The 20978-nt window shown below is 43.8% G+C and carries 18 protein-coding genes and 1 tRNA gene; 13 read left to right on the plus strand and 6 right to left on the minus strand.

Translation table 11 applies throughout. The features are described from left to right. Positions 1–2: 2 nt before the first annotated feature. The 6 genes from FPZ42_RS11280 (at position 3) to FPZ42_RS11305 (ending at position 9687) form a co-directional block, all read left to right on the plus strand. Positions 3–1508, plus strand: a complete 1506-nt coding sequence (locus FPZ42_RS11280; RefSeq protein ID WP_146271401.1) for a Y-family DNA polymerase — start codon at positions 3–5, stop codon at positions 1506–1508. Between the two features lie 11 nt (positions 1509–1519). After that, on the plus strand, positions 1520–4735 hold the full coding sequence (locus FPZ42_RS11285) for an error-prone DNA polymerase (protein ID WP_146271403.1): 3216 nt from the start codon (positions 1520–1522) through the stop codon (positions 4733–4735). 100 nt (positions 4736–4835) lie between these two features. Beyond that, on the plus strand, positions 4836–5270 hold the full coding sequence (locus FPZ42_RS11290; protein ID WP_146271405.1) for a LexA family protein: 435 nt from the start codon (positions 4836–4838) through the stop codon (positions 5268–5270). Next, positions 5239–6507 carry a Y-family DNA polymerase gene (locus FPZ42_RS11295; protein ID WP_146271407.1) on the plus strand — a complete coding sequence of 423 codons (1269 nt, stop codon included), beginning with the start codon at positions 5239–5241 and terminating at the stop codon, positions 6505–6507. Before FPZ42_RS11290 ends, FPZ42_RS11295 begins: the two co-directional genes overlap by 32 nt. 68 nt (positions 6508–6575) lie before the next feature. Further along, complete coding sequence (locus FPZ42_RS11300) at positions 6576–7190, plus strand: SOS response-associated peptidase (protein ID WP_146271409.1); 615 nt, start codon at positions 6576–6578, stop codon at positions 7188–7190. Between the two features lie 73 nt (positions 7191–7263). Next, positions 7264–9687 (plus strand): ABC transporter permease, encoded by a 2424-nt coding sequence (locus tag FPZ42_RS11305; RefSeq protein WP_146271411.1) that lies wholly within the window; start codon positions 7264–7266, stop codon positions 9685–9687. A gap of 68 nt (positions 9688–9755) precedes the next feature. On the opposite strand, the gene FPZ42_RS11310 is transcribed toward FPZ42_RS11305, so the two are convergent. Beyond that, positions 9756–9829, minus strand: a tRNA-Pro gene (locus tag FPZ42_RS11310). Positions 9830–10141: 312 nt separating this feature from the next. Next, complete coding sequence (locus tag FPZ42_RS11315; protein ID WP_146271413.1) at positions 10142–10558, minus strand: DUF1801 domain-containing protein; 417 nt, start codon at positions 10556–10558, stop codon at positions 10142–10144. A 60-nt stretch (positions 10559–10618) separates the two neighbouring features. Between FPZ42_RS11315 and FPZ42_RS11320 the strand changes: the two genes are divergently transcribed. Both FPZ42_RS11320 and FPZ42_RS11325 read left to right on the plus strand, forming a co-directional pair. Next, positions 10619–12346 carry an FAD/NAD(P)-binding protein gene (locus FPZ42_RS11320; RefSeq protein ID WP_146271415.1) on the plus strand — a complete coding sequence of 576 codons (1728 nt, stop codon included), beginning with the start codon at positions 10619–10621 and terminating at the stop codon, positions 12344–12346. Further along, positions 12324–12920: a DUF1543 domain-containing protein gene (locus tag FPZ42_RS11325; protein WP_146271417.1), complete on the plus strand. Its 597-nt coding sequence runs from the start codon at positions 12324–12326 to the stop codon at positions 12918–12920. The genes FPZ42_RS11320 and FPZ42_RS11325 overlap by 23 nt, the downstream gene beginning before the upstream one ends. Here the strand turns inward: FPZ42_RS11325 and FPZ42_RS11330 are convergent. After that, the gene (locus tag FPZ42_RS11330) at positions 12907–13377 is read right to left on the minus strand and encodes a pyrophosphohydrolase domain-containing protein (protein ID WP_146271419.1); all 471 of its coding nucleotides are present in this window, start codon (positions 13375–13377) and stop codon (positions 12907–12909) included. The genes FPZ42_RS11325 and FPZ42_RS11330 overlap by 14 nt on opposite strands. Before the next feature lie 127 nt (positions 13378–13504). Between FPZ42_RS11330 and FPZ42_RS11335 the strand changes: the two genes are divergently transcribed. Genes FPZ42_RS11335 through FPZ42_RS11345 form a run of 3 tightly spaced genes read left to right on the plus strand, consistent with a single transcriptional unit; the run spans position 13505 to position 16965 of the window. After that, a complete protein-coding gene (locus tag FPZ42_RS11335) occupies positions 13505–14530 on the plus strand; it encodes an LLM class flavin-dependent oxidoreductase (protein WP_146271421.1) in 1026 nt (341 codons plus the stop codon). A gap of 39 nt (positions 14531–14569) precedes the next feature. Continuing rightward, positions 14570–15391: a helix-turn-helix domain-containing protein gene (locus FPZ42_RS11340; protein WP_146271423.1), complete on the plus strand. Its 822-nt coding sequence runs from the start codon at positions 14570–14572 to the stop codon at positions 15389–15391. A 41-nt stretch (positions 15392–15432) separates the two neighbouring features. Continuing rightward, on the plus strand, positions 15433–16965 hold the full coding sequence (locus FPZ42_RS11345) for an FAD-dependent monooxygenase (RefSeq protein ID WP_146271425.1): 1533 nt from the start codon (positions 15433–15435) through the stop codon (positions 16963–16965). Between the two features lie 7 nt (positions 16966–16972). Here the strand turns inward: FPZ42_RS11345 and FPZ42_RS11350 are convergent, their stop codons facing one another. Beyond that, positions 16973–17434 (minus strand): hypothetical protein, encoded by a 462-nt coding sequence (locus FPZ42_RS11350; protein ID WP_146271427.1) that lies wholly within the window; start codon positions 17432–17434, stop codon positions 16973–16975. A gap of 360 nt (positions 17435–17794) precedes the next feature. Between FPZ42_RS11350 and FPZ42_RS11355 the strand changes: the two genes are divergently transcribed. Together FPZ42_RS11355 and msrA are read left to right on the plus strand one after the other, a co-directional pair. Further along, complete coding sequence (locus FPZ42_RS11355) at positions 17795–18325, plus strand: ankyrin repeat domain-containing protein (RefSeq protein ID WP_146271429.1); 531 nt, start codon at positions 17795–17797, stop codon at positions 18323–18325. A 135-nt stretch (positions 18326–18460) separates the two neighbouring features. Further along, positions 18461–18955, plus strand: coding sequence for a peptide-methionine (S)-S-oxide reductase MsrA (gene msrA / locus FPZ42_RS11360; RefSeq protein WP_146271431.1), 495 nt, complete (start codon positions 18461–18463; stop codon positions 18953–18955). 6 nt (positions 18956–18961) lie between these two features. Here the strand turns inward: msrA and FPZ42_RS11365 are convergent, their stop codons facing one another. Both FPZ42_RS11365 and FPZ42_RS11370 read right to left on the minus strand, forming a co-directional pair. Continuing rightward, a complete protein-coding gene (locus FPZ42_RS11365) occupies positions 18962–19408 on the minus strand; it encodes a BLUF domain-containing protein (protein WP_146271433.1) in 447 nt (148 codons plus the stop codon). Between the two features lie 101 nt (positions 19409–19509). Next, positions 19510–20964 (minus strand): amino acid permease, encoded by a 1455-nt coding sequence (locus FPZ42_RS11370; RefSeq protein ID WP_222431565.1) that lies wholly within the window; start codon positions 20962–20964, stop codon positions 19510–19512. Positions 20965–20978 lie beyond the last annotated feature (14 nt).

A 20978-nucleotide genomic window follows, 5' to 3' on the forward strand; every position in this document is an offset into this window, starting at 1 on the left:
TTATGGGCAGGCGCTATGTTTCACTTTGGTTCCGTCATTTATTAACGGATTGGCTTACGCTTCGGCAGCCGGAGTTGAAGGATGTACCTTTCGTACTGGTTGCACCCGAAAAAAACCGACTGATTGTAAAAGCCGCAAACCATTTAACCGAAAGCTATGGCATTAGCACGGGCATGGCTGCTGCAGATGCACGTGCCGTAGTGCCCGATCTGAAAGTGCTGGATGCCGAACCCGGCAAAGCTGAAGAAATATTAAAAAAAGCAGCAGCCTGGTGTATACGTTATTCGCCCCTTATCGCTATAGATGCTGATGGGTTGCTCTTGGATATTACCGGCTGCACGCATTTATGGGGCAGTGAAAAGGATTACCTCAGATCATTAATAAAAACACTGATAACAAAAGGGTATGATGTGCGTGGAGCTATGGCAGATACGGTTGGCCTTGCATGGGCTGTTGCACGTTATGGTAAACAAAAGCCTATTATAACAACTCAAGAGCACCAACAAGCTTTACTGCCCTTACCACCGGAGTCTTTACGTATTGAACCAGAAACGGTTGACCTGCTATATAAACTTGGATTTTTTACAGTAGGACAGTTAATTGGGCATGAGCGTTCTGCCTTACGCAGAAGATTTGGAAACAGTTTTCTGTTAAGGCTGCATCAGGCTTTAGGTAATGTTGATGAGCCTTTACAATACATCCACCCGGTTGAGCCTTATCATGTGCGGTTACCATTCTTAGAGCCCATTCGTACAGCAGAAGTGATTGAAAAAGCGATCAATACGTTATTGGAAATGATGTGCGAACGCTTAAATAGCGAAGGAAATGGTTTACGCAAAGCTGTTTTAAAAGGCTACCGTGTTGACGGACATTTAACAGAAACAGTGATTGGTACAAATAAGCCATCAAACAATCCTGCCCATCTGCTTAAACTATTCGCGTTAAAAATCCCCAATATTGAACCGGCTTTAGGGATTGAACTGTTTACACTTGATGCCTTTAAGGTAGAAGAAGTTGAACACAAGCAGGAAAACTTATGGCTGCTTGAAGGCAGCGAAGGATCAACCGATGCCCTTGCAGGCTTATTAGACCGTGTTGGCAATAAAATAGGTGCACAAAACATTCATCGCTACCTGCCGCAAGCCAGCTACTGGCCTGAAAGATCTATAAAACCGGCCTTATCACTAACAGATCAGCCTGAGATGGATTGGAACAATGGCAGGCCCCGCCCTTCGCTCCTTTTAAAGTATCCGCAACGTATTGAAGTGATGGCCCTGCTGCCGGATGACCCACCCAAACATTTTGTGTGGAAGGGGCAAAAGCACATCATCAAAAAAGCCGACGATGCCGAACGCATCGAACCCGAATGGTGGCAACATGCCGACAGGCACAAACACCGGGATTATTACATGATAGAGGATGAAAAAGGTTGCAGGTACTGGGTATTCCGTTCGGGGCATCATCAGGGTGGTGACACACAATGGTACCTGCACGGTTTTTTTGCGTAAGGGGGATTAATATGGAAGAAATTAAAACCAAGTATGCAGAGTTGCAGATCACAAGCAACTTTACCTTTATGCTGGGCGGCTCACACCCCGAGGAATTTGCTGCCCGGGCTAAAGAATTAGGCTATACTAAAATTGCTATTACAGACCGTAATAGTGTTGCAGGAATTGTGCGTGCACACCAGCAAATTAAGAGTGATAAAAATGAAATAGGTTTCATTCCCGCATGCCGATTGGATCTGATAGACGGCCCGAGCCTGCTGGCATACCCTACCGATGTTAGTGCCTGGGGCAGGCTTTGCGCCCTATTGTCATTAGGCAACCTGCGTACAGAAAAGGGTAAATGCGAGCTATACAAGAACGATGTTTACGAACACAAAAAAGGTATTAAATTCATTGTTATCCCACCCGAAAAACTGAATGATAGTTTTGATTTTGATGATAATTTTAAACGCAACCTGGCCGTTTATAAAAAAATATTCGGTTCCGAATTATATATAGCAGCCAGCCGCTTATACAATGGGCACGACAGGAAGCGTTTGTACCGCATCAAAAAAACAGGCGTGCCAATGGTGGCTACCAATGATGTGCATTATCATGAACCCGCCCGTCGTGAACTGCAGGATATACAAACCTGCGTACGCGAGAAATGTACCATCAGCAATGCAGGTTTCCGTTTGCTGGCCAATGCTGAACGCTACCTGAAACCTGTTGAAGAAATAGAACGGCTTTTTACGCTTTACCCTGATGCTATTGAGCGCACACAGGAAATTGCCAATGCCTGTCATTTCTCATTAGATGAACTAAAATACCTCGAGCCGGAGTGGCGAAGCCCCGATGGACGTACCGCAGATGAGCACCTGCGCGAACATACCATGAATGGTGCGCACAAGCGATTTGGCGATCACATTCCACCGGAGATAAATAAGCAGATAGATTTTGAGTTAGCTTTTTTTGCACGCCGCAAGCTTGCCCCCTACTTCCTAAGAGTTTACGAATACACCCAGAAAGCCGAAGAACTGAATATTTTACATCAGGGCCGTGGTTCTGCAGCTAATTGTACGGTTTGTTATTGCTTAGGCATCACGCCGGTAAATCCGCTTAAGCAAAAATTACTGTTCTCACGCTTTATGTCAGACTCGCGTGAAGAATGGCCGGATGTTGATGTTGATTTTGAGCACGAGCGACGGGAGGAGATCATGCAATGGATATATGACACGTACGGTCGCGAACATGCAGCCATCGTGGCTACTGTAACCCAGGAACGCCATAAAGGTGCACTGCGCGATGTTGGCAAAGCAATGGGATTATCAGAAGATACTATTAAACGCCTCGGCGGCACCATCTGGAGCTGGGCCGAGGAGGGCTTTGACCGCGACCGCCTTGTTGCCCAAGGCATTAATCCGGATGATCCCCATATTGCAAAGGTTTTGGCGCTCACCAGTCAGCTAATGGGCTTTCCGCGGCAGTTGGGGCAGCACACCGGCGGCTTTGTGATCACACAAAACAAACTCTCAGATATTTGCCCGGTGATGAATGCCCGCATGGACAACCGAACCCAATTGGAATGGGATAAGGACGACCTGGAAGCTTTGGGCATTCTTAAAGTAGACGTGCTGGCTTTAGGTATGCTTACTTGTATCCGTAAAGCGTTTGATATGCTGCAGCTCCACTATCACAAGCATTACACTTTAGAAAGCGTAGAGCAGGATGATCCTGTTGTTTACGATATGATATGCAAGGCCGATACCATAGGCGTTTTCCAGATTGAAAGCCGGGCACAAATGTCGATGCTGCCCAGGTTAAAGCCGCGCGTGTTTTACGACCTGGTTGTTGAGGTTGCCATTGTACGCCCCGGCCCTATCCAAGGCGACATGGTGCATCCTTATTTACGTAGAAGAGATAAGATAGATCCTGAAATTTATCCCTCAGATGAACTAAAAGAAATCTTAGGACGAACGAAAGGAGTCCCTCTCTTTCAAGAACAGGCAATGGAAATAGCCATCGTAGCAGCGGGCTTTACCCCTGCTGAGGCCGATCAGTTACGACGAAGTATGGCAACTTTTAAAGCCAAAGGACAAGTAAGCGCTTTTAGGGATAAACTGGTAGAAGGCATGGTAAAAAAAGGCTATGAAGAAGATTTTGCCCGCAGGGTTTTTAAGCAGTTAGAAGGCTTTGGTAGCTATGGTTTCCCAGAGAGCCATGCAGCATCATTTGCGCATCTGGTATACATATCGTCATATTTAAAATGCCATTACCCAGATGTTTTTGCAGCAGCCTTGCTTAATAGTCAGCCTATGGGTTTTTACCAGCCGGCAGAAATTGTAGATGATGCCCGTGAGCATAATGTTGTGGTACGCCCTGTAGATATCAACTACTCCGAATGGGATAACATACTTGAAGAAATAGATGGTGAATACCATGCTTTACGCCTGGGTTTCAGGCAGGTAAAGGGTTTATCTTTACAGGATATGCAGATGCTTACCGCTAACCGAGGGATGGGCTACAAAAGCATTAGTCAGCTTAGTAATGCCGGCGTCCCAACAGATGCTATTAAGATATTAGCTGATGCTGATGCTTTTAATTCACTCAATTTAAACCGCCGCCAGGCTTTGTGGGAAATTGCCGCTTTAAATGATAAACCGTTAGCCTTGTTTGGCAACCAGCCATCAGAGAGTACAAAGGAGCGCCAGATAAGCCTGCCGCTAATGTCAAGATCAGAGCATGTGGTGCAGGATATTGCCGTTACAGGCTTATCCTTAAAAGCGCACCCGGTAAGCTTTGTGCGTTACCAGTTAGATATGCTTGGCGTAACCCCTACCGCAAAAATAAAAGAGCTTAAAAACGGCGACCGACTAAAAACAGCGGGCATTATTACCGTTAGGCAACGGCCGGGTACTGCAAAAGGTGTGCTGTTTATCACCATAAAAGACGAGACCGGTTTTACCAACCTGGTGGTATGGGAAAAAATGTTTAATAAATACCGCCGCGAGATACTGCAAGCCCGCTTACTAATGGTTGAGGGGCAGGTACAAATAGAAGGCCAGGTGATACACGTTGTTGTTAAACGTTGCTTTAATCTTAATAACCTGCTAAGCAAGCTTACTCAAAAGGGCGACGATTTCCCTGAGGTTACCCTATCACGCGCTGATGAAACAGTTTCGCCCGTACCGCAAAAGCGTGATATGTCTGTGGAAAGCATCTTACACAAAGGCCGTAATTTTCATTAAATACTTACAACCGGGCAGAATATTCGGGCTAACCACTTTTCAACAAACTTGCAGCTTTGGCTGAAAAATTCTTATTTTGCTAAAAATATTAGTAATCAAAATGCTGCGTATAAGGAAACAGGTTGCAAAAAGAGATGTGCTGGGGTTTAGGCTTCCTATGTTGTCGTACGAGGAGCCACCGCTTGATATAACCGATATCACCGTTATGGACCCTGATAATACTTACTTTATGCGGATGGGTTCTGAAGCCATGAAATCCTATCACATTATGCCTGATAATATCCTGGTGATCGACCGCAGCCTGAAACCCGTGAAAGGAAGTATCGTGGTATTTTTTCATGAAGGAAACTTTTACACAAGGGAATTTTATCCTGTTGCAGATAAATTATTATTGCGGGCAGATACGCTCGCTAATACCATTGAGATAGCGAATACAGAACACTGGACGTGCTGGGGTGTGGTTACGCTTAACCTAAACCCGCTGCTACCGGCCGAATTAAAAGTTGGGAGGTACCGGGGTGTTTGCGCATGTTGATATCAATAATTGCTATGTAGGCTGTGAAACACTTTTTAAGCCTGAATTAAAGGGGCGTGTTATTGTAGTGCTGAGCAATAATGATGGCTGCGTTATAGCCCGCAGCAACGAAGCCAAGGAAATAGGCATTAAAATGGCCGATGCGGAATTTATGGTTCGAAAGAATTTAGCTGAACACAATGCTATAATATTCAGCAGCAACTATCCACTGTATGCCGATATGAGTGCCCGTTTGATGAATAATTTGGCACGTTACACTTACATGCTGATGGTTTATAGCATAGACGAGGCATTTCTGGCACTGGGTGATATCTACGGCCTTGATCTGGAACGGCACGCACAAGCCATCAGCGAAAATGTGATGCATGATACCGGCTTACCAATAACCATTGGCGTTGGCCCAACCTTAAGTTTGGCTAAACTGGCCAACAAGGCAGCTAAAAAACAAAAGCGCGACTACCTGGTGCTTGATACCCCGGAAAAAATAGAGCAGGTGGTTTCTAATTTTCCTATTGAAGATGTTTGGGGCGTTGGCCATGCCTACTACCATAAGCTGGTAGCAAATGGTATCACAACCGCTGCTGATTTCCGAAACCGAAAGGCCGATTGGGTGCGTCAGCACATGACTGTGCAAGGTTGGCGGCTGCATCAGGAACTTTGGGGAAAGCCCTGCAACGTGATCCGTGATGTAGCGGAGCGTTCGAAAGGTATCGAATCAAGTCAAAGCTTTAACAGTTATCAAACCCGGTTAGAAGCTATTGAGGAAGCAGTTGCCATGCACGCAGCCACTGTTTCATTAAAGTTAAGGCAGCAAAAAAGTATGGCGCTTAATATCACCGTTTACCTGCGTACCAATAAGCATAATGTAAAGCACGATCAGCACTATCCCAGCATTACGGTTAAAATACCATTTGCAGCAAACAGCGCACACGAATTTACACGTATTTGTATACAGGCCTTAAAGGCTATATGGCAACCCGGTTACAATTATCTTAAAACAGGCGTGCGGGCAACTGGCGTCATCCCTGCCGGCGAGGTACAATACAATCTCTATTCGGATTATGAAAGTGAGCGCGAACAGCGTTTAGCCGGTTTAATGGACGATCTGAACCTAAGATATGGTCGCGGTACACTGCGTATTGCTACCGAGGGTTACAAAAAAAAATGGGTAATGAAACAAGAGTTCCTGAGCAAACAATATACCACCGACTGGCAAGACATTCTCACTACCCGCTGATTTACTTCAAATTAAAATTTGTTATTAATTACTAATTTTATTAGCTTTGAACTAATAAAATTAGTTTTATGTGCGGTCACGTTGAGATTGGTGAACAGAAAGATATCAAAGTTATTAAACGGGATGGTGCATCCTATACGCCGAAGAGTAATGGCGCCGGTAATCCCGGCTCTATGCTGCCGGTAGTTACTGATGCCATACCGGATAAGGTGCAGCAGTTTAGATGGGGTTTGCTTAATGCGGACGACGATCGCATACATAGCAAAAACAAGCACGCCCGTATCGAGTCTCTATTCGTAGTGCCTATGTGGAAAGACATCGCAGGCAAGCGGCATTGTGTAATACGTATCCAAGCATTTTTTGAATATAACCGCGAACAGCAGCGCAAATACCGCATAGAACGTGCAGACGGCAAACCATTTTATATAGCCGGTTTGTGGGATATATGGTTCGATATTAAAACAGGTATTTTGTTGCCTACGTTTGCTATGATCACCATGCAACCGAACTCGGCAATGGCAGAGATCCATGACCGTATGCCAGCCATATTGGAACGCGGCGACATCAAGACCTGGATAAATGGCAACTATACCGCCGAACAACGCGTAGATTTCCTGCGCAAACACCCCTGCCCTTCTGATCACTTACGGATCACTGTAGAAAAAGAACATCGCGATGAATGAGATTTTCTATTTGCTCGATAGCTTTTTTGTCAGAAACTACTGAATTATTGTAGATTAGCGAAAACACCTTTCTATGTTACGCAATCTGCTATTGGTGACTTATCGCAACCTAATTAAAAACATCTCATATACCTTTATCAATGTGGTTGGCCTTAGTTTAGGGCTGGCGGCGTTTATTGCTATAAGCGCATACGTACAGTATGAAAAGAGCTTCGATACCATGTATCCGGGCGCTGATCATCTATATCGTGCTGAAAGCCGTTTTTATAAACAAGGCGAACTTACCGATGCCTGGGCTACTGCAAGTAACGGTTATGCAAAAGCCATGTATGATAACATTCCGGGCATTGCCAGCTATGCACGGATAAGTTGGAATGGCAATGAGCGCGTGGTGAGGTATGGTGATACAAAATATCGTGAACAAAAGGTTTGCTTTGCAGATAGCAACTTTTTATCATTCTTTAAATTACCCTTACTTAAGGGAGATGAAAATTCGGCACTGAAAGAGGTGAACACTGTGGTGATCTCTGAAGCCGAAGCCAAAAAGTATTTCGGTGATCCCCAACAAGCCGCTGGCAAAAGGTTGGAGCTATCATCTCGTTTCGAGACTTATCATTGCCTGGTAACAGGTGTATTTAAAGAACTGCCGGCTAATTCTACTTTGCAGTTTAATATGCTCGTTTCTTGGGCAACGGCGCCTAACTGGATAAAAGAATTTTGGTATCAGCATGAGAATTACACATTTCTAAAATTGAAGCCGGGTGTTGACCCCTCAACCGTAGCACAAAAATTCCCGGCGCTGGCGGAACGTTTTAAAACAGCCGAGCCACTAAAAGAACTAAGCTGGGGCGTTGAATTGGTAGCGCTAAAAAACATTCATCTAAACGCTGCCAAACCGTACGAGATGGAACCAAAGGGTAATCGACAAGCTGTTGGCTTTCTTAGCGTAATGGCCTATATCATCTTACTGATTGCTTGTATTAATTATATCAACCTGGCAACTACAAAATCGGTAGATCGTGCGCGTGAGGTCGGTATCAGGAAAGTTAGTGGTGCACACACCAGCCAGCTGGTATTTCAGTTTTTCCTGGAATCCTTTATAGTGAACATTGTATCGCTTACTTTTTCAGTATTATTAGTAGGCGCGATCAGCTTGCTGCTTAAAAATATTTCCGGCGATACGCAGACTTATAGTTTGTTGATAGATGGTGAATTGGTTGTAAAAGTTTGCGTAGCCTTTGTTGCAAGTATTATTCTCTCCGGTCTTTATCCAGCTATTATACTATCAAAGTTAAAGCCGGTTAAAGTGCTAAAAGGCCGTTTTGCGCTTTCTAAAACAGGAACCTGGCTACGTAAGGGAATGGTGTTTTTCCAATTTGCTTCATCGCTGTTATTGTTAGCAGGTACAGTGGCAGTTTACAGGCAGGTTATTTATATGAATACCGAAGATACCGGCATAAACCTGAAGCAAACCTTAGTGGTGAAGGCCCCGGCCAATACCGATAACTACATTCAAAAGGTAAACGATTTTAAAAACAATGCTTTGAACATTACAGGCGTGCGTCAGGCTACGGTTTCAGGCGCTGTTCCGGGCAGGCAGGTAGGTATGGGGGCAGCATGCCGGCGCTATGGCACGCCTAAATTAACAGAAAGGCTGTATGAGATGCTGCGGGTTGATTTTGACTTTATGAAACTTTACAAACCGCAGCTAATTGCGGGTCGTGCATTTGATAAAGGCTTCACAACCGATTCTACCAAAGTGGTCCTAAACCAGGAAGCGGTCAAGCGATTTGGGTTTAGCTCTGCTCAAGACGCAGTTGGTAAAAAAATATGGATAGAGTCATTAGACAAAGAGCCTAACGAGGTTATTGGCGTTGTAAAAGATTTTCATCAACAGTCCTTAAAAGAAAGCTACGCGGCAACCGTATTATTTATGGATCCTAAATTGACTTGGGTGCCATTAAAATATATCTCCTTTGAGATCGACCAATCCAAGGCAAAATCGACATCACGCCAACTTGGTGACCTTTGGGCGCAATTCTTTCCTGAGTCGTCTTTCGACCAATTCTTTCTTGATGATTTTTACGCAAGGCAATATGAACAGGATGTACATTTTGGCCAGGTATTCATGCTTTTTTCTGCTATAGCTGTGGTCATCGCTTGCCTGGGCCTGTTTGGTTTAACCGCTTACGCTACCGCGAGACGCAAAAAAGAAATTGGTGTACGTAAAGTATTAGGGGCATCCGCGCAAAGTATTGTCAGGTTACTTGCCGCCGATCTGTTTAAATTAGTCATTGCCGCCAGTTTAGTAGCAATACCAGCAGCGGTACTATTGGTATACCAATGGCTGCAGGGCTATGCATTTAAAGTACAGCTTACCTGGTGGCAATTTGTATTACCTATACTTGTATTAATGCTGATATCGTTTTTGGCTACAGCTTATCTTACCTACAAAGCAGCATTAACCAATCCGGTTAAAATGCTCAGGGACGAATGACGACAACCATATAAAACAAAAAACCCTGCACTTAGTACAGGGTTTTTGATACTTGGTATCGCTTTTTGTCGGGATGGCAGGATTCGAACCTGCGGCCTCCACATCCCAAATGTGGCGCGATACCGGGCTACGCTACATCCCGTTTGTTCTCGTTTGGGATTGCAAAAGTAGCTTTTTTACCTACCCTTGCAAACTTTTTTTTCAAATTTTATTAAAGCGGCACCTAACCAATTCATTTGCATCAACTTAATTTTTATTTAACATCATCGTGGCTTTTCCTAACTAAAGCATTATACCGCATTTGCGGTATTGATGAGTTGAACTTTTGCTTGCAATTTTACAATATTGCACGGCACTAAAGCCTGGTACAACACGGACGGTCATACTAATAAAATAGGGGGAATGTGATCTTCCGACAAAGCCACATATCAACAATTGATGTGTGGCTTATTTTTTAACCGTAAACCGTTTTAAGATATGTTACGGAATTGTTTACCATTTTCTTTAAAATCTTTTCATCAATATCCGCCAGCTTTTTGATGTAAAGGCAACTTATGCCCGTCTTGTGTTTGCCAAGCTGTTGTAACAACTTTTCCTTATCAGCAAATTCGGCTGCCAAATAAATTGCAAACTCCTTACTCCGCGGCGAGAAACCAACAAGCGGTGCGTCACCTTCTCTCCCGCTTTCATATTTGTAATGGTAACTGCCAAAACCAATAATTGCCGTTCCCCACATTTGGGGTTCCATGGTTGTCTCATCCTTTAATAGGGCCAAAAGCTTAAACGCATCATCGCGTTTGGCTGTATCACCAATAGCGTTCAAAAAATCTTCTACGCGTATTGCTGTTGGGATAGTTTTGTTTTGTGCCATTTTAAAACAATAAGTTGTTTAGGTAGTTGATAATTTAATTTCTAAGATATTTTTTATTAATTGAAGATAATTAAGCAAATAGCTATCCTGGGCGGTGGTCCAAGCAGCTTATTCGTATTTAAACGTTTGGTTGAGAGCGGTCACACCGACATCTCCATAACCGTTTTCGAGAAAAACCAGCAACTGGGTACTGGTATGCCCTATTCTCACGATGGCGCTAATGACGAGCATGTAACCAACGTATCCGGCAACGAGATACCGGAAATTGTTACCGGCATCAGCGATTGGGTAAAAACAATATCCAAAGATACGCTGGATAAATACCACATCAACCCGTCTAAGTTTAACGATTATAAAGTATTACCACGGCTGCTGTTCGGTCAATATCTAAACGCCCAGTTTAAACTATTGCTACAACAAGCTAAAGATAAACAAATTAAGCATGAGGTAAGGTACGGTTGCTGTGTTACAGACATTATCGACCATCCAGAACAGGAAATGGTTACTGTAGTTGTTAATGATGACGAGAAATTGGTTTTCGATACTATTGTAATATGCACCGGACATAACTGGCCAAAAAAAGATGAAGACAAAATACCCGGTTTTTTTGATTCGCCTTATCCGCCTAAAAAACTGGCTTTAAAGCTCGATCATCCGGTTGCTGTAAAAGGCTCTTCGTTAACAGCAATAGATGCCATACGTACGCTATCGCGCCACAACGGGGCGTACGGTAAGGATGAGAACGGCTTAATTAATTACAAGCTTAACCCCGATAGTGAAGGCTTTAGAATTGTGATGCATTCGCGCAATGGGTTGTTACCGGCTGTACGCTTTCACCTGGAAGATCCGCATCTTTCGAAGACAGATACCTTAACACCCGAGCAAATAAAAGCGCACCGGGAAGGTAACGGTGGTTTCTTATCGTTAGATTATGTTTTTGAGCACGATTTTAAGCTTCCCCTCAAAAAGAAGCGTCCTGCTTTTTACGATGAGATAAAGGACATGAACATGGAACAATTTGTGGATAAGATGATGAGCCTCCGCGAAAGCATGGATCCATTTAAGTTGCTAAAGATAGAATACGATGAAGCTGAAGCATCTATAGAGCAACGGCGCTCTGTTTACTGGAAGGAGATGCTGGCTATACTTAGCTTCGCGATGAATTATCCGGCCAAATACTTCTCGGCCGAAGACATGCTTCGCTTACAGAAAACCTTGATGCCATTGATATCTGTTGTGATTGCCTTCATTCCACAAAGCTCTGTAGAGGAGTTGATGGCACTACATAATGCGGGCTTATTGGAGCTCATCTGTGTTGGAGATGACAGCCACGTAGAACCTGGCACGGAAGGCGCAACCTATTATTACACAGACGATAAAGGCAAAAAAAATGAGCAGCGTTACAAAACTTACGTAGATGCCACGGGGCAAAAACATCTGAACTTTGAACAATTTCCGTTCGCATCTTTGAGAGAGAACCGTGTGATTACTCCGGCCCGTGTAAAGTTCAAAAGCAGTGATGAAGGCTTACAAGCCATGAATGATGGTAACGATAAGGCTCAAACCGATGGTAAGGGCAATTATTATCTCAACGTTCCGGGCATTACAATTAACGACACCTTTGAAGCAATTGATGATTACGGAGCTTTAAACGATCGTATTTATGTGATGGCGGTTCCGTATATTGGCGGCTTTAATCCGGATTACTCGGGCCTTGACTTTGCCGAGGCTGCATCAGAAATTATCGTAAAAAGTATTTTTAAAGATGAACCAGCAACCATCTACTAACTATAAATTATTTATGCTGCTACTGGGCTCAAAAGCCCCTGCTCGTAACGTTGAACAACACGATTTCTTTTTTGGAATCGCTACATCACTAAAAGAATTGATCCCTGAAATAAAGGCCTTTTGGCCTGAGGCAGGTAAAAGCCTGCACATTGATGGCTGGCGAGAAGTTAACAGCGTGGATGGCTATGGAATTAGCATCACTGAAAAAATAGAACAACAGGCTGAACAAGAAAATAAACTATTCTTTATAAACCTGGGTGGTTACAAAGGTACTGACTTGGTTGAGCAACACTATACTTTACTCAGCGTTCATCCGGATCAGGGTACAGCTACGCAGGAGGCCAAAAAGACGATCTTCTTTAAAACTAATAGCATTGCTAACGGTAATCGTGCAAACGCTCACGTAGACGACAAATATGGTATTGATGTAGATGAGATATACCGTATAGAAGATATTCTTGCACCTCATCAAAAGGCAAAATTTCAGATCAACATCACACCAAATGCAAACCCGCCCGAAGATGAGGTACATTTAGGTTATTTTAAGCTGGATAAGATACTTAAGGGTGAATAATGCTCTTTAGATCAGCTGGCGAATAGTTGATGGATTTAAGCGTTTTGTTATCGGTAGTACGATAAACCAAAAAGCGATCCTCCTCTTGCAAAGCGTATGATCCGCTGCCGTCTTTTGCTTTATAGTACGCAATGGTGGAATTGGCTTCTTCTTCAGACTTGCAGGCTTTGCTCATGTTTGAGCGGTGCACTTCGTCAAAAATTTCTTTGAACTTATCTGCCAAACCAAACTCCAATATGGCACCGGCCAAAACGTATTGTATATCGGCCAGGGCATCAGCTATTTCAACCAGGTTGTTATCTTCTACAGCTTCTTGCAACTCTTTAACTTCTTCGGCAAGCAAAGCAACGCGCAGGTCGCAGCGTTTTTTATCCGGGATGGTCGGGCTTTCTAAAATTGGATGTTTAAAAGTGCGGTGAAATTCGGCTACCTGGTTTAATGCTTGTGGTTCCTGCATGATAATTGTATTGTGCTTTCAAATGTATAAAATATGCGGTCAATTTATTTTGATGTGGAAAAATCACACGCTTGTGGATATGACAATCAAATTGCATGTTTTAACACCTAATTATTGAACTTGCAGTATGGAAATAGGCATCGATAGTTTTGCGTCAGCACTTTACGGATCGAATGAATTAACGCCAGTTGTTGCCATGGAGCAACTGCTTGAACGTATTGTGTTGGCCGACCAGGTTGGGCTTGACGTTTTTGGTATTGGCGAACATCACAAAAAAGAATTTTTGGATTCGGCGACGGCGGTTATCCTTGCCGCAGCTGCAGCCAAAACGAAAAACATACGCCTCACAAGTGCGGTAACTGTTTTAAGTGCTGCAGACCCTGTTAGGGTTTTTCAAAGTTTTGCTACGCTTGATCTGATCTCTAAAGGCCGCGCAGAATTGGTTGTTGGCCGAGGTTCATCCATAGAAGCCTATCCCCTGTTTGGTTTTGACCTTGACGACTATGATGCGCTTTTCCGCGAGAAGCTTGATCTGCTATTGCAGATTCGCGATGAGGAGTTTGTAACATGGCGCGGTAAGTTTCGTGCGCCCCTAAACAACCTTCCGGTATATCCTCGACCGTCACAAAACAAGTTACCTATATGGCTGGGCGTTGGCGGTACACCCGAGTCGTTTGCGAGAGCGGGTGCTTTAGGGCTACCACTAATGGTTGCCATTATCGGTGGGAATACCTCACGTTTCCGTCCACTGATTGATCTTTATCGCGAAGCTGGTGCCCGTGCCGGATACAAACCGGACGAATTGACCGTTGGCCTGCATTCGCCCGGCTTTGTATCTGATAACGACGAAAAAGCGGTTGAAGAATACTACCCCGGTTATGCCGAATTATGGACCAAGCTTGGACGTGAGCGCGGCTGGCCGCCGGTAACACGTTACCAGTTTGATAGCCTAATTGCCCCCGAGGGCGTACTTGTTGTTGGTGGCCCGGAACGCGTGGCTGAGAAACTGTTGCATCACAGCGAAGCGCTGGGCGGCGTAGACCGTTTTACATTTCAAATGGATAACGCGGGCTTAACTCACTTGCAACTGATGCATTCAATAGAGTTAATAGGCACTAAGGTTATCCCGCTTGTGAAGGCAGCCAAAGCTTAATGTTTTGCTTTAAGTAAAAGCAAGCTTGTATATTACGGGATGTTTCATCAAGAATATGAGTCGCCATTAGCGTTAAAGGAAGCCATTAAATGCTTTTGGTATACCGACAAAGATTTTGGCGACGGTTATGCTGATTTTGAAGTTGTACCTGATGGCTATGCCGAAATAATCTTTCAGTTTAGTGAGATGAGTTTGCTTGATACCAGCGGCTTGTCCAAACCAATGCCCTCTCCTTTTATGGTAGGTTTACTTAATCAGCCATTGATATTTCGCGTTAAAGGACGCATGCAGGTTATCGGCATAAGATGTTACCCGTGGACGGTGTTCGATCTTTTAGAATTACCTGCAGGCAAGGAGGCTGTAAAGCAATTTGAACATCCTATTGCTGGGTTACATCCCATCTTAACAAAATTTATAAAGCAGAACGAGCCTGAAAGAGCCATAGATACGTTAAAAAGTTTCTTTTTAAATTATCATGTATCTCTGCGTGCTACAGATGCAACCTTATTTAAAGCCGGAAACTCCCTTACTGAAAACAAAGGAAGCGTGGGCGTTAGTTCTGTAGCGGAAGCTGCGCATGCAACGGTGCGTACCCTTGAACGTAAATTTAAGCAGGCCACCGGCCACACCGTAAAAGATGTAGCCGGACTGATGCGCTTTGAGCAGGTTCGCAACAGGCTGTGGAGCGAACCCAAGGTAAATCTGGCTCAACTTGCCAATGAGGTCGGCTACGTCGATCAGGCCCACCTTACCAGAGAATTTAAGCGTTACAGCGGCACTACACCCGCCGCATTTACCCGAAAAGCCAAATTACGGCAAGAAAGCTACGGCGACGATTTTGTCGCGTTTGTACAATCCTGAGATTTCGGCGCTTGTCACCTTTGTGTATCAATTAAAACAATATGATAAATACACAAAGCGATCATACTTACGATGTTATTATAGCTGGCGGTGGGCCGGTGGGCTTATTTCTTGCTTGCGAGTTGGCGCTCGCTAAATGCAGTGTTCTCGTACTTGAGAAAAACTCCGGATCGTGTTCAGTACTTAAACAATTACCATTTGGATTACGCGGATTAAATTCGGTTTCCATTGAAGCATTGTATCGAAGGGGATTGCTTCAACAGATGGAATTACACAAGCAATTTAAAACCCCACACATCAACAGCAATCCTAAACCTGGCGAAAAAGCATCCGGTTTAGGTCACTTCGCCAGAATACCTATCAATCGCGCAAAGATTGATGCATCGCAATGGAAATATCGCTTAACCGATGCCCTTGATACCAGTTTATTCACCTCTATGGAAGAGATCGAGACTGTGCTTTTAAAACGCGCAACAGAATTAGGCGTCGAAATAATGAACGGCTTGCACATAACGGGGTTTACTAAAAATCCCGAAATGATTATTGTTCAAGCAGGAGAAACTACATTCACGTCACAATGGCTTGTGGGTTGCGATGGCAGCCGCAGCATTGTAAGAAAAGCCGCCGGGATTGAATTTGCCGGTACCGAGCCCGAGTTTACCGGCTATTCGGCTAAAGTTGATATTGCCGATCCTGAAAAATTGCATACCGGCGGTATCACTAACGAAAAGGGCATGTACCTTTTATCGCAAAAGGATTACCTCATTATGCAGGACTTTGATGGCGGCGCTTTTCACAATTCAAACCAGCCGGTCACACGCGAACATCTGCAGGCTGTCCTCCGAAAAATTTACGACGCAGATGTTACAATAAACAAATTACATACAGCTACTACCTGGACAGACCGTGCAAGGCAAGCTACCACTTACCGCAAAGGCAGGGTACTATTAGCAGGAGATGCTGCACACATCCACGCACCGCTCGGCGGGCAAGGGCTTAACCTTGGCATAGGCGATGGCATGAATTTAGGCTGGAAACTTGCCGCGGTAATAAACGGCCACGCGTCAGACGAACTGCTTAATACTTATTTTAAGGAGCGCTATCCAATCGGCGCCAAGGTGCTCGACTGGTCCCGGGCACAGGTAGCTATCATGAAGCCCGATCCGAGTTCACGTGCCATCAACGCCATCATTCGCGATCTGATGGACACCAGCGATGGTGCAACCTACTTCGCCGGCCGAATATCCGGGGTAAATACGCGCTATGACCTCGGCGGTGATCACTCACTTGTGGGTTACAGCGTACCGGCTTTCAAGCTTAGCGATGGCACAACCATTAACGACAAAATGGCTGATGCGTTATGGACAATCTTAGCGTTTGAGCATAATGATGCATTAAAAAGTATTGCCGACAATGAACGGATGAAATACATCGAATCGACAACTACTGAAACATTTGGCCTTAAGGCCCTTCTTATCAGACCGGATGGTTTTGTAGCCTGGAGTACAAATAAGAATGCTGACGTTGATGTATTTAAAAGAGTGCTTTCATCAAATCAATTAATCAGCTTTTGACTACCATTTAGTTTACCTTTTTAAACCACATCACCTGTGTTGACTTGCTCGAGCCATTTGCATTAATATCATCAAAAAACAGGCATAATGTGTTGGCATTAAGCAAGCGGATAGTTCCGGGTCGTATCATCTGCTGGCTTTGGCCGGGTGCCAGGGTTATAATGATGTTTTTTTCATTTAAAATGTAGGTAAGGTCTGTTTTGCTGTTGGCGTTTATCTGTTCACCCGTACCATTTATATTAAATTGATAATACACATCGGTTACTAATTTACCATTGGTGTTTACAACTGTATTGCTATCGATCAACCTGGTTGTATCTGCAGTTTGCTGCCATTTCGAGGCCAACATCAGCGGGTATTTTGCAGCGTCATCGTTACCCCCGTTTGCAGGAGCAGGGTTATTTGTAGTTATTTTCTTACAGGCAAAAAGTGATACTGCTAACAAGGTAGCGAGCAATATTTTTTTCATAGACGTAGCAAATTATTTCAACGTTTTCGACAGTGATTATAAAACACCGTGCCAAATTTTCACTTCGATTGAAAAAGAAAACGCATGTTTTTGTGGATTATTTCTTTTTTGAAAGTTGGTGAGATCTCAAACAATGTCATCGTAGTGTCATTAGTAAACCAAAGGTTTATTTTCTACTAAGGAAATCATGTTGTTTTAAAATTAACCAACATGCATCTCAGACCTCAAGACGCCACTTTTATTTCGGGATTAGAAAGATTGTTTTTCGTTCCTCTCGCCTAAAACCTAACGCTATAAATATGCATAAACTAACAGTGGCGCTTTATCGTATAGTTCAGGAAATTCCATATAAAATACACAATGATCAAAAAACTTGCTTTGGTAGTTCTCCCCCTGCTTTGCACGGCAACTGCCTTTTCTCAGAATTTATTTACAGCTATTAGTGAGCGCGATGCTCTTGCGGTAAAACATTTACTTTACAAAGGTGCCGATATTGAGGCCAAAGACAGCAATGGCGAAACGCCTTTACTAAGCGCCGTCAAAAGCGGACAGGAACGTATAGTGATACTGTTACTGCAACGCAACGCAAATGTCGATGTTAAAGATAAAAATGGCAATACACCTGTAATGATAGCCGCTGCGCGGACAGCTGATGATGAGATTTTAAACTTACTTGTTCAGCACTATCCAAAATTATCAGTGAAGAATGGTATGGGAGAAACAGCATTAATAGTAGCCGCTAAAGCCGGTAATAAAGAAGCCGTTAACCTTTTGGTGAACAGTGGTGCCGATGCCAATACGCAGGACAAACAGCATAAAAAAGCTGTTGATTACGCTAACGAACAAAACAATGGCGGTATGGTCTCCATCTTAACAACCGGAGGAAAATAAATTATACGAAAAAGGGACAGCCTGTTAGGCTTTCCCTTTTTGATTTTGAATAGCTGCCATAAAGGCCAGTATAAATCCGGATCAGTTAATTGGTACGGATTTGGCATTACAGTTAGTGACAACAAAATTTGATTTATGGCAACTGAAAAAGCAATATTGGCAGGCGGATGTTTCTGGGGCGTTGAAGAGTTAATAAGGCATCTACCGGGCGTGCAATCTACACGTGTTGGATATACAGGCGGTGACGTACCTAATGCAACCTACCGCCATCACGGCACACACGCTGAAGGCATAGCAATCATATTTGACCCTCAAGTACTTTCTTACCGTAAATTGCTGGAATATTTTTTCCAGATACACAACCCAACAACAAAAAACCGTCAGGGTAATGACATCGGTACATCATACCGTTCTGCAATTTACTATCTGGATGAGACGCAGAAGCAAACTGCCGAACAATTGATAGCAGAAATGGATGCATCTGGTGTATGGCCAGGTAAGATAGTTACCGAAGTTGAGCCCGCAGGCGACTTTTGGGATGCCGAGGATGAGCATCAGGATTATCTGCAAAAACATCCTTACGGGTATACCTGTCACTACGAGCGCCCCGAATGGAAGCTTACCAACTAAAATGTATTACTTGTGAATATCATAAAATGAACGAAGATAGGTAAGTGGAATATTCATACCTTCTTTGTTCATTGCTTTAGGAAAGTGATCGGGGTCAAACCATTTATTTAGCTCATCCGGCACTGAGGACGCATCGCTAACGCGCTTAAAACCCATACTCCAATCGGGAAAATTTCTTTGTTTAATAGGATAGCTGAATAATTCAGTTATCTGGTTATGCCTATCGTCTTTGGATATTGTTTTGTAAATATCTTTAACGGTCTCTTCGCTACCTTCTAATACCTGGATAAATCTTCCGTGATCACTAAACGCGCTTTGCTCGTCTATAAAAACTAACATACCGGTTATATCCTTTTCAATGTTGTTTTTTACAGCTGTTGCAAGTATCTCATCCAGGTTATTATCGCTCATGGGATGGGTAGCATGGCTCATGTAAATCAGGTAATGCAGCATAGGTGGAATTTTTTATCAAATACTTCTAAAACCAGTAATTGTTTTAACTATTATTCGGCAGACAATTTGTTATTGAATATTATTCCTTAAAGGAGTGTGTTTTACAGTAAATTGGATGTTTCCTTTGCGAGGCGACTATGCTTCCGGCCATAAAAAAAGTAAATAACCAATCCTATAGCCAGCCAAATGATCAATCTTAACCAGGTATCGCCGGGTAAAAAGGTCATCATAGCCAAACAGGTAAGGATGCCCAATATTGGCACGAGTGGTACCAGTGGGGTTTTGAACGGCCTAAATACATCGGGTTGCTTTTTTCGCATAACAAGCACACCAGCGCAAACCATCACAAAAGCTAACAAAGTGCCGATGCTGGTCATCTCGCCTACTACTCTTATAGGAACAAATGCGGCAAAAACAGCAATGAAGGCGCATAGTACGATATTGGATTTCCATGGCGTGCGGAATTTATGGTGAACCTCTGAGAACACCTTTGGCAGTAAGCCATCTTTCGACATGGAGAAGAAAACCCTTGATTGCCCTAACAGATCAACCAATATCACAGATGTATATCCGATAAGAATGGCCAAAACTACCGCTTTACTTAACCAGGGAAAACCGGTTTTTTCAATGGCGATAGCTACCGGCGCGCCTGAGCCTATAAACTCTTTATAATTAGCCAATCCGGTCATTACATGGGCGAAGATCACAAACAAAATTGTACACACCACAAGCGACCCGATAATACCTATGGGCATGTTACGTTGCGGGTTTTTAGCTTCCTGCGCGGCAGTAGACACCGCATCAAAGCCGATAAATACAAAAAACACCAAACCGGCGCCGCGTAATATACCAGACCATCCATACTCGCCCCAAACACCTGTATTTTGAGGGATATAAGGATGATAGTTCTGCGGGTTGATGAAAGACCACCCTACAGCAATGAACACCAGCACAACCCCCACCTTAAGCGTAACGATAATGGCATTCACCATTGCTGAGCCTTTAGTGCCCCTGATAATGATGCTGGTAACCAGAATAACGATAAGCAGGGCAGGTAAATTAATTATGCCGCTTATTAATTCACCGTTTACTCCTTTAATGCTTTCAAACGGAGACATGGTTAGTTGCTGTGGCAGATAAAGATCAAACCAGGACAGGAATTTTGTTAAATACTGCGACCAACTGATCGCCACCGTTGCGGCACCTACCGAATATTCCAGCACCAGGTCCCACCCTATTATCCAGGCAAATAATTCGCCCATTGTGGCGTATGAATAAGTGTATGCACTGCCCGCCACAGGTATCATAGCTGAGAACTCTGCATAGCATAGCGCAGCGAACGTACAACCTAATGCTGCTATCACAAAAGAAATGGTTACAGCAGGCCCGGAGTGTTGGCCAGCGGCTATTCCCGTTAGTGAAAATAAACCTGCACCTATAATAATACCTATCCCTATTAGGATAAGATTAATTGGCCCTAAGGAGCGCTTAAGTGTGTTTTCGTTATTCTCTGATGATTCCTTAAGAAGTACGCTTATCGGTTTAATACGCATCATGCAAAAATGCGTAA

It is taken from the genome of Mucilaginibacter achroorhodeus, assembly GCF_007846095.1.
Lineage (GTDB): Bacteria > Bacteroidota > Bacteroidia > Sphingobacteriales > Sphingobacteriaceae > Mucilaginibacter > Mucilaginibacter achroorhodeus.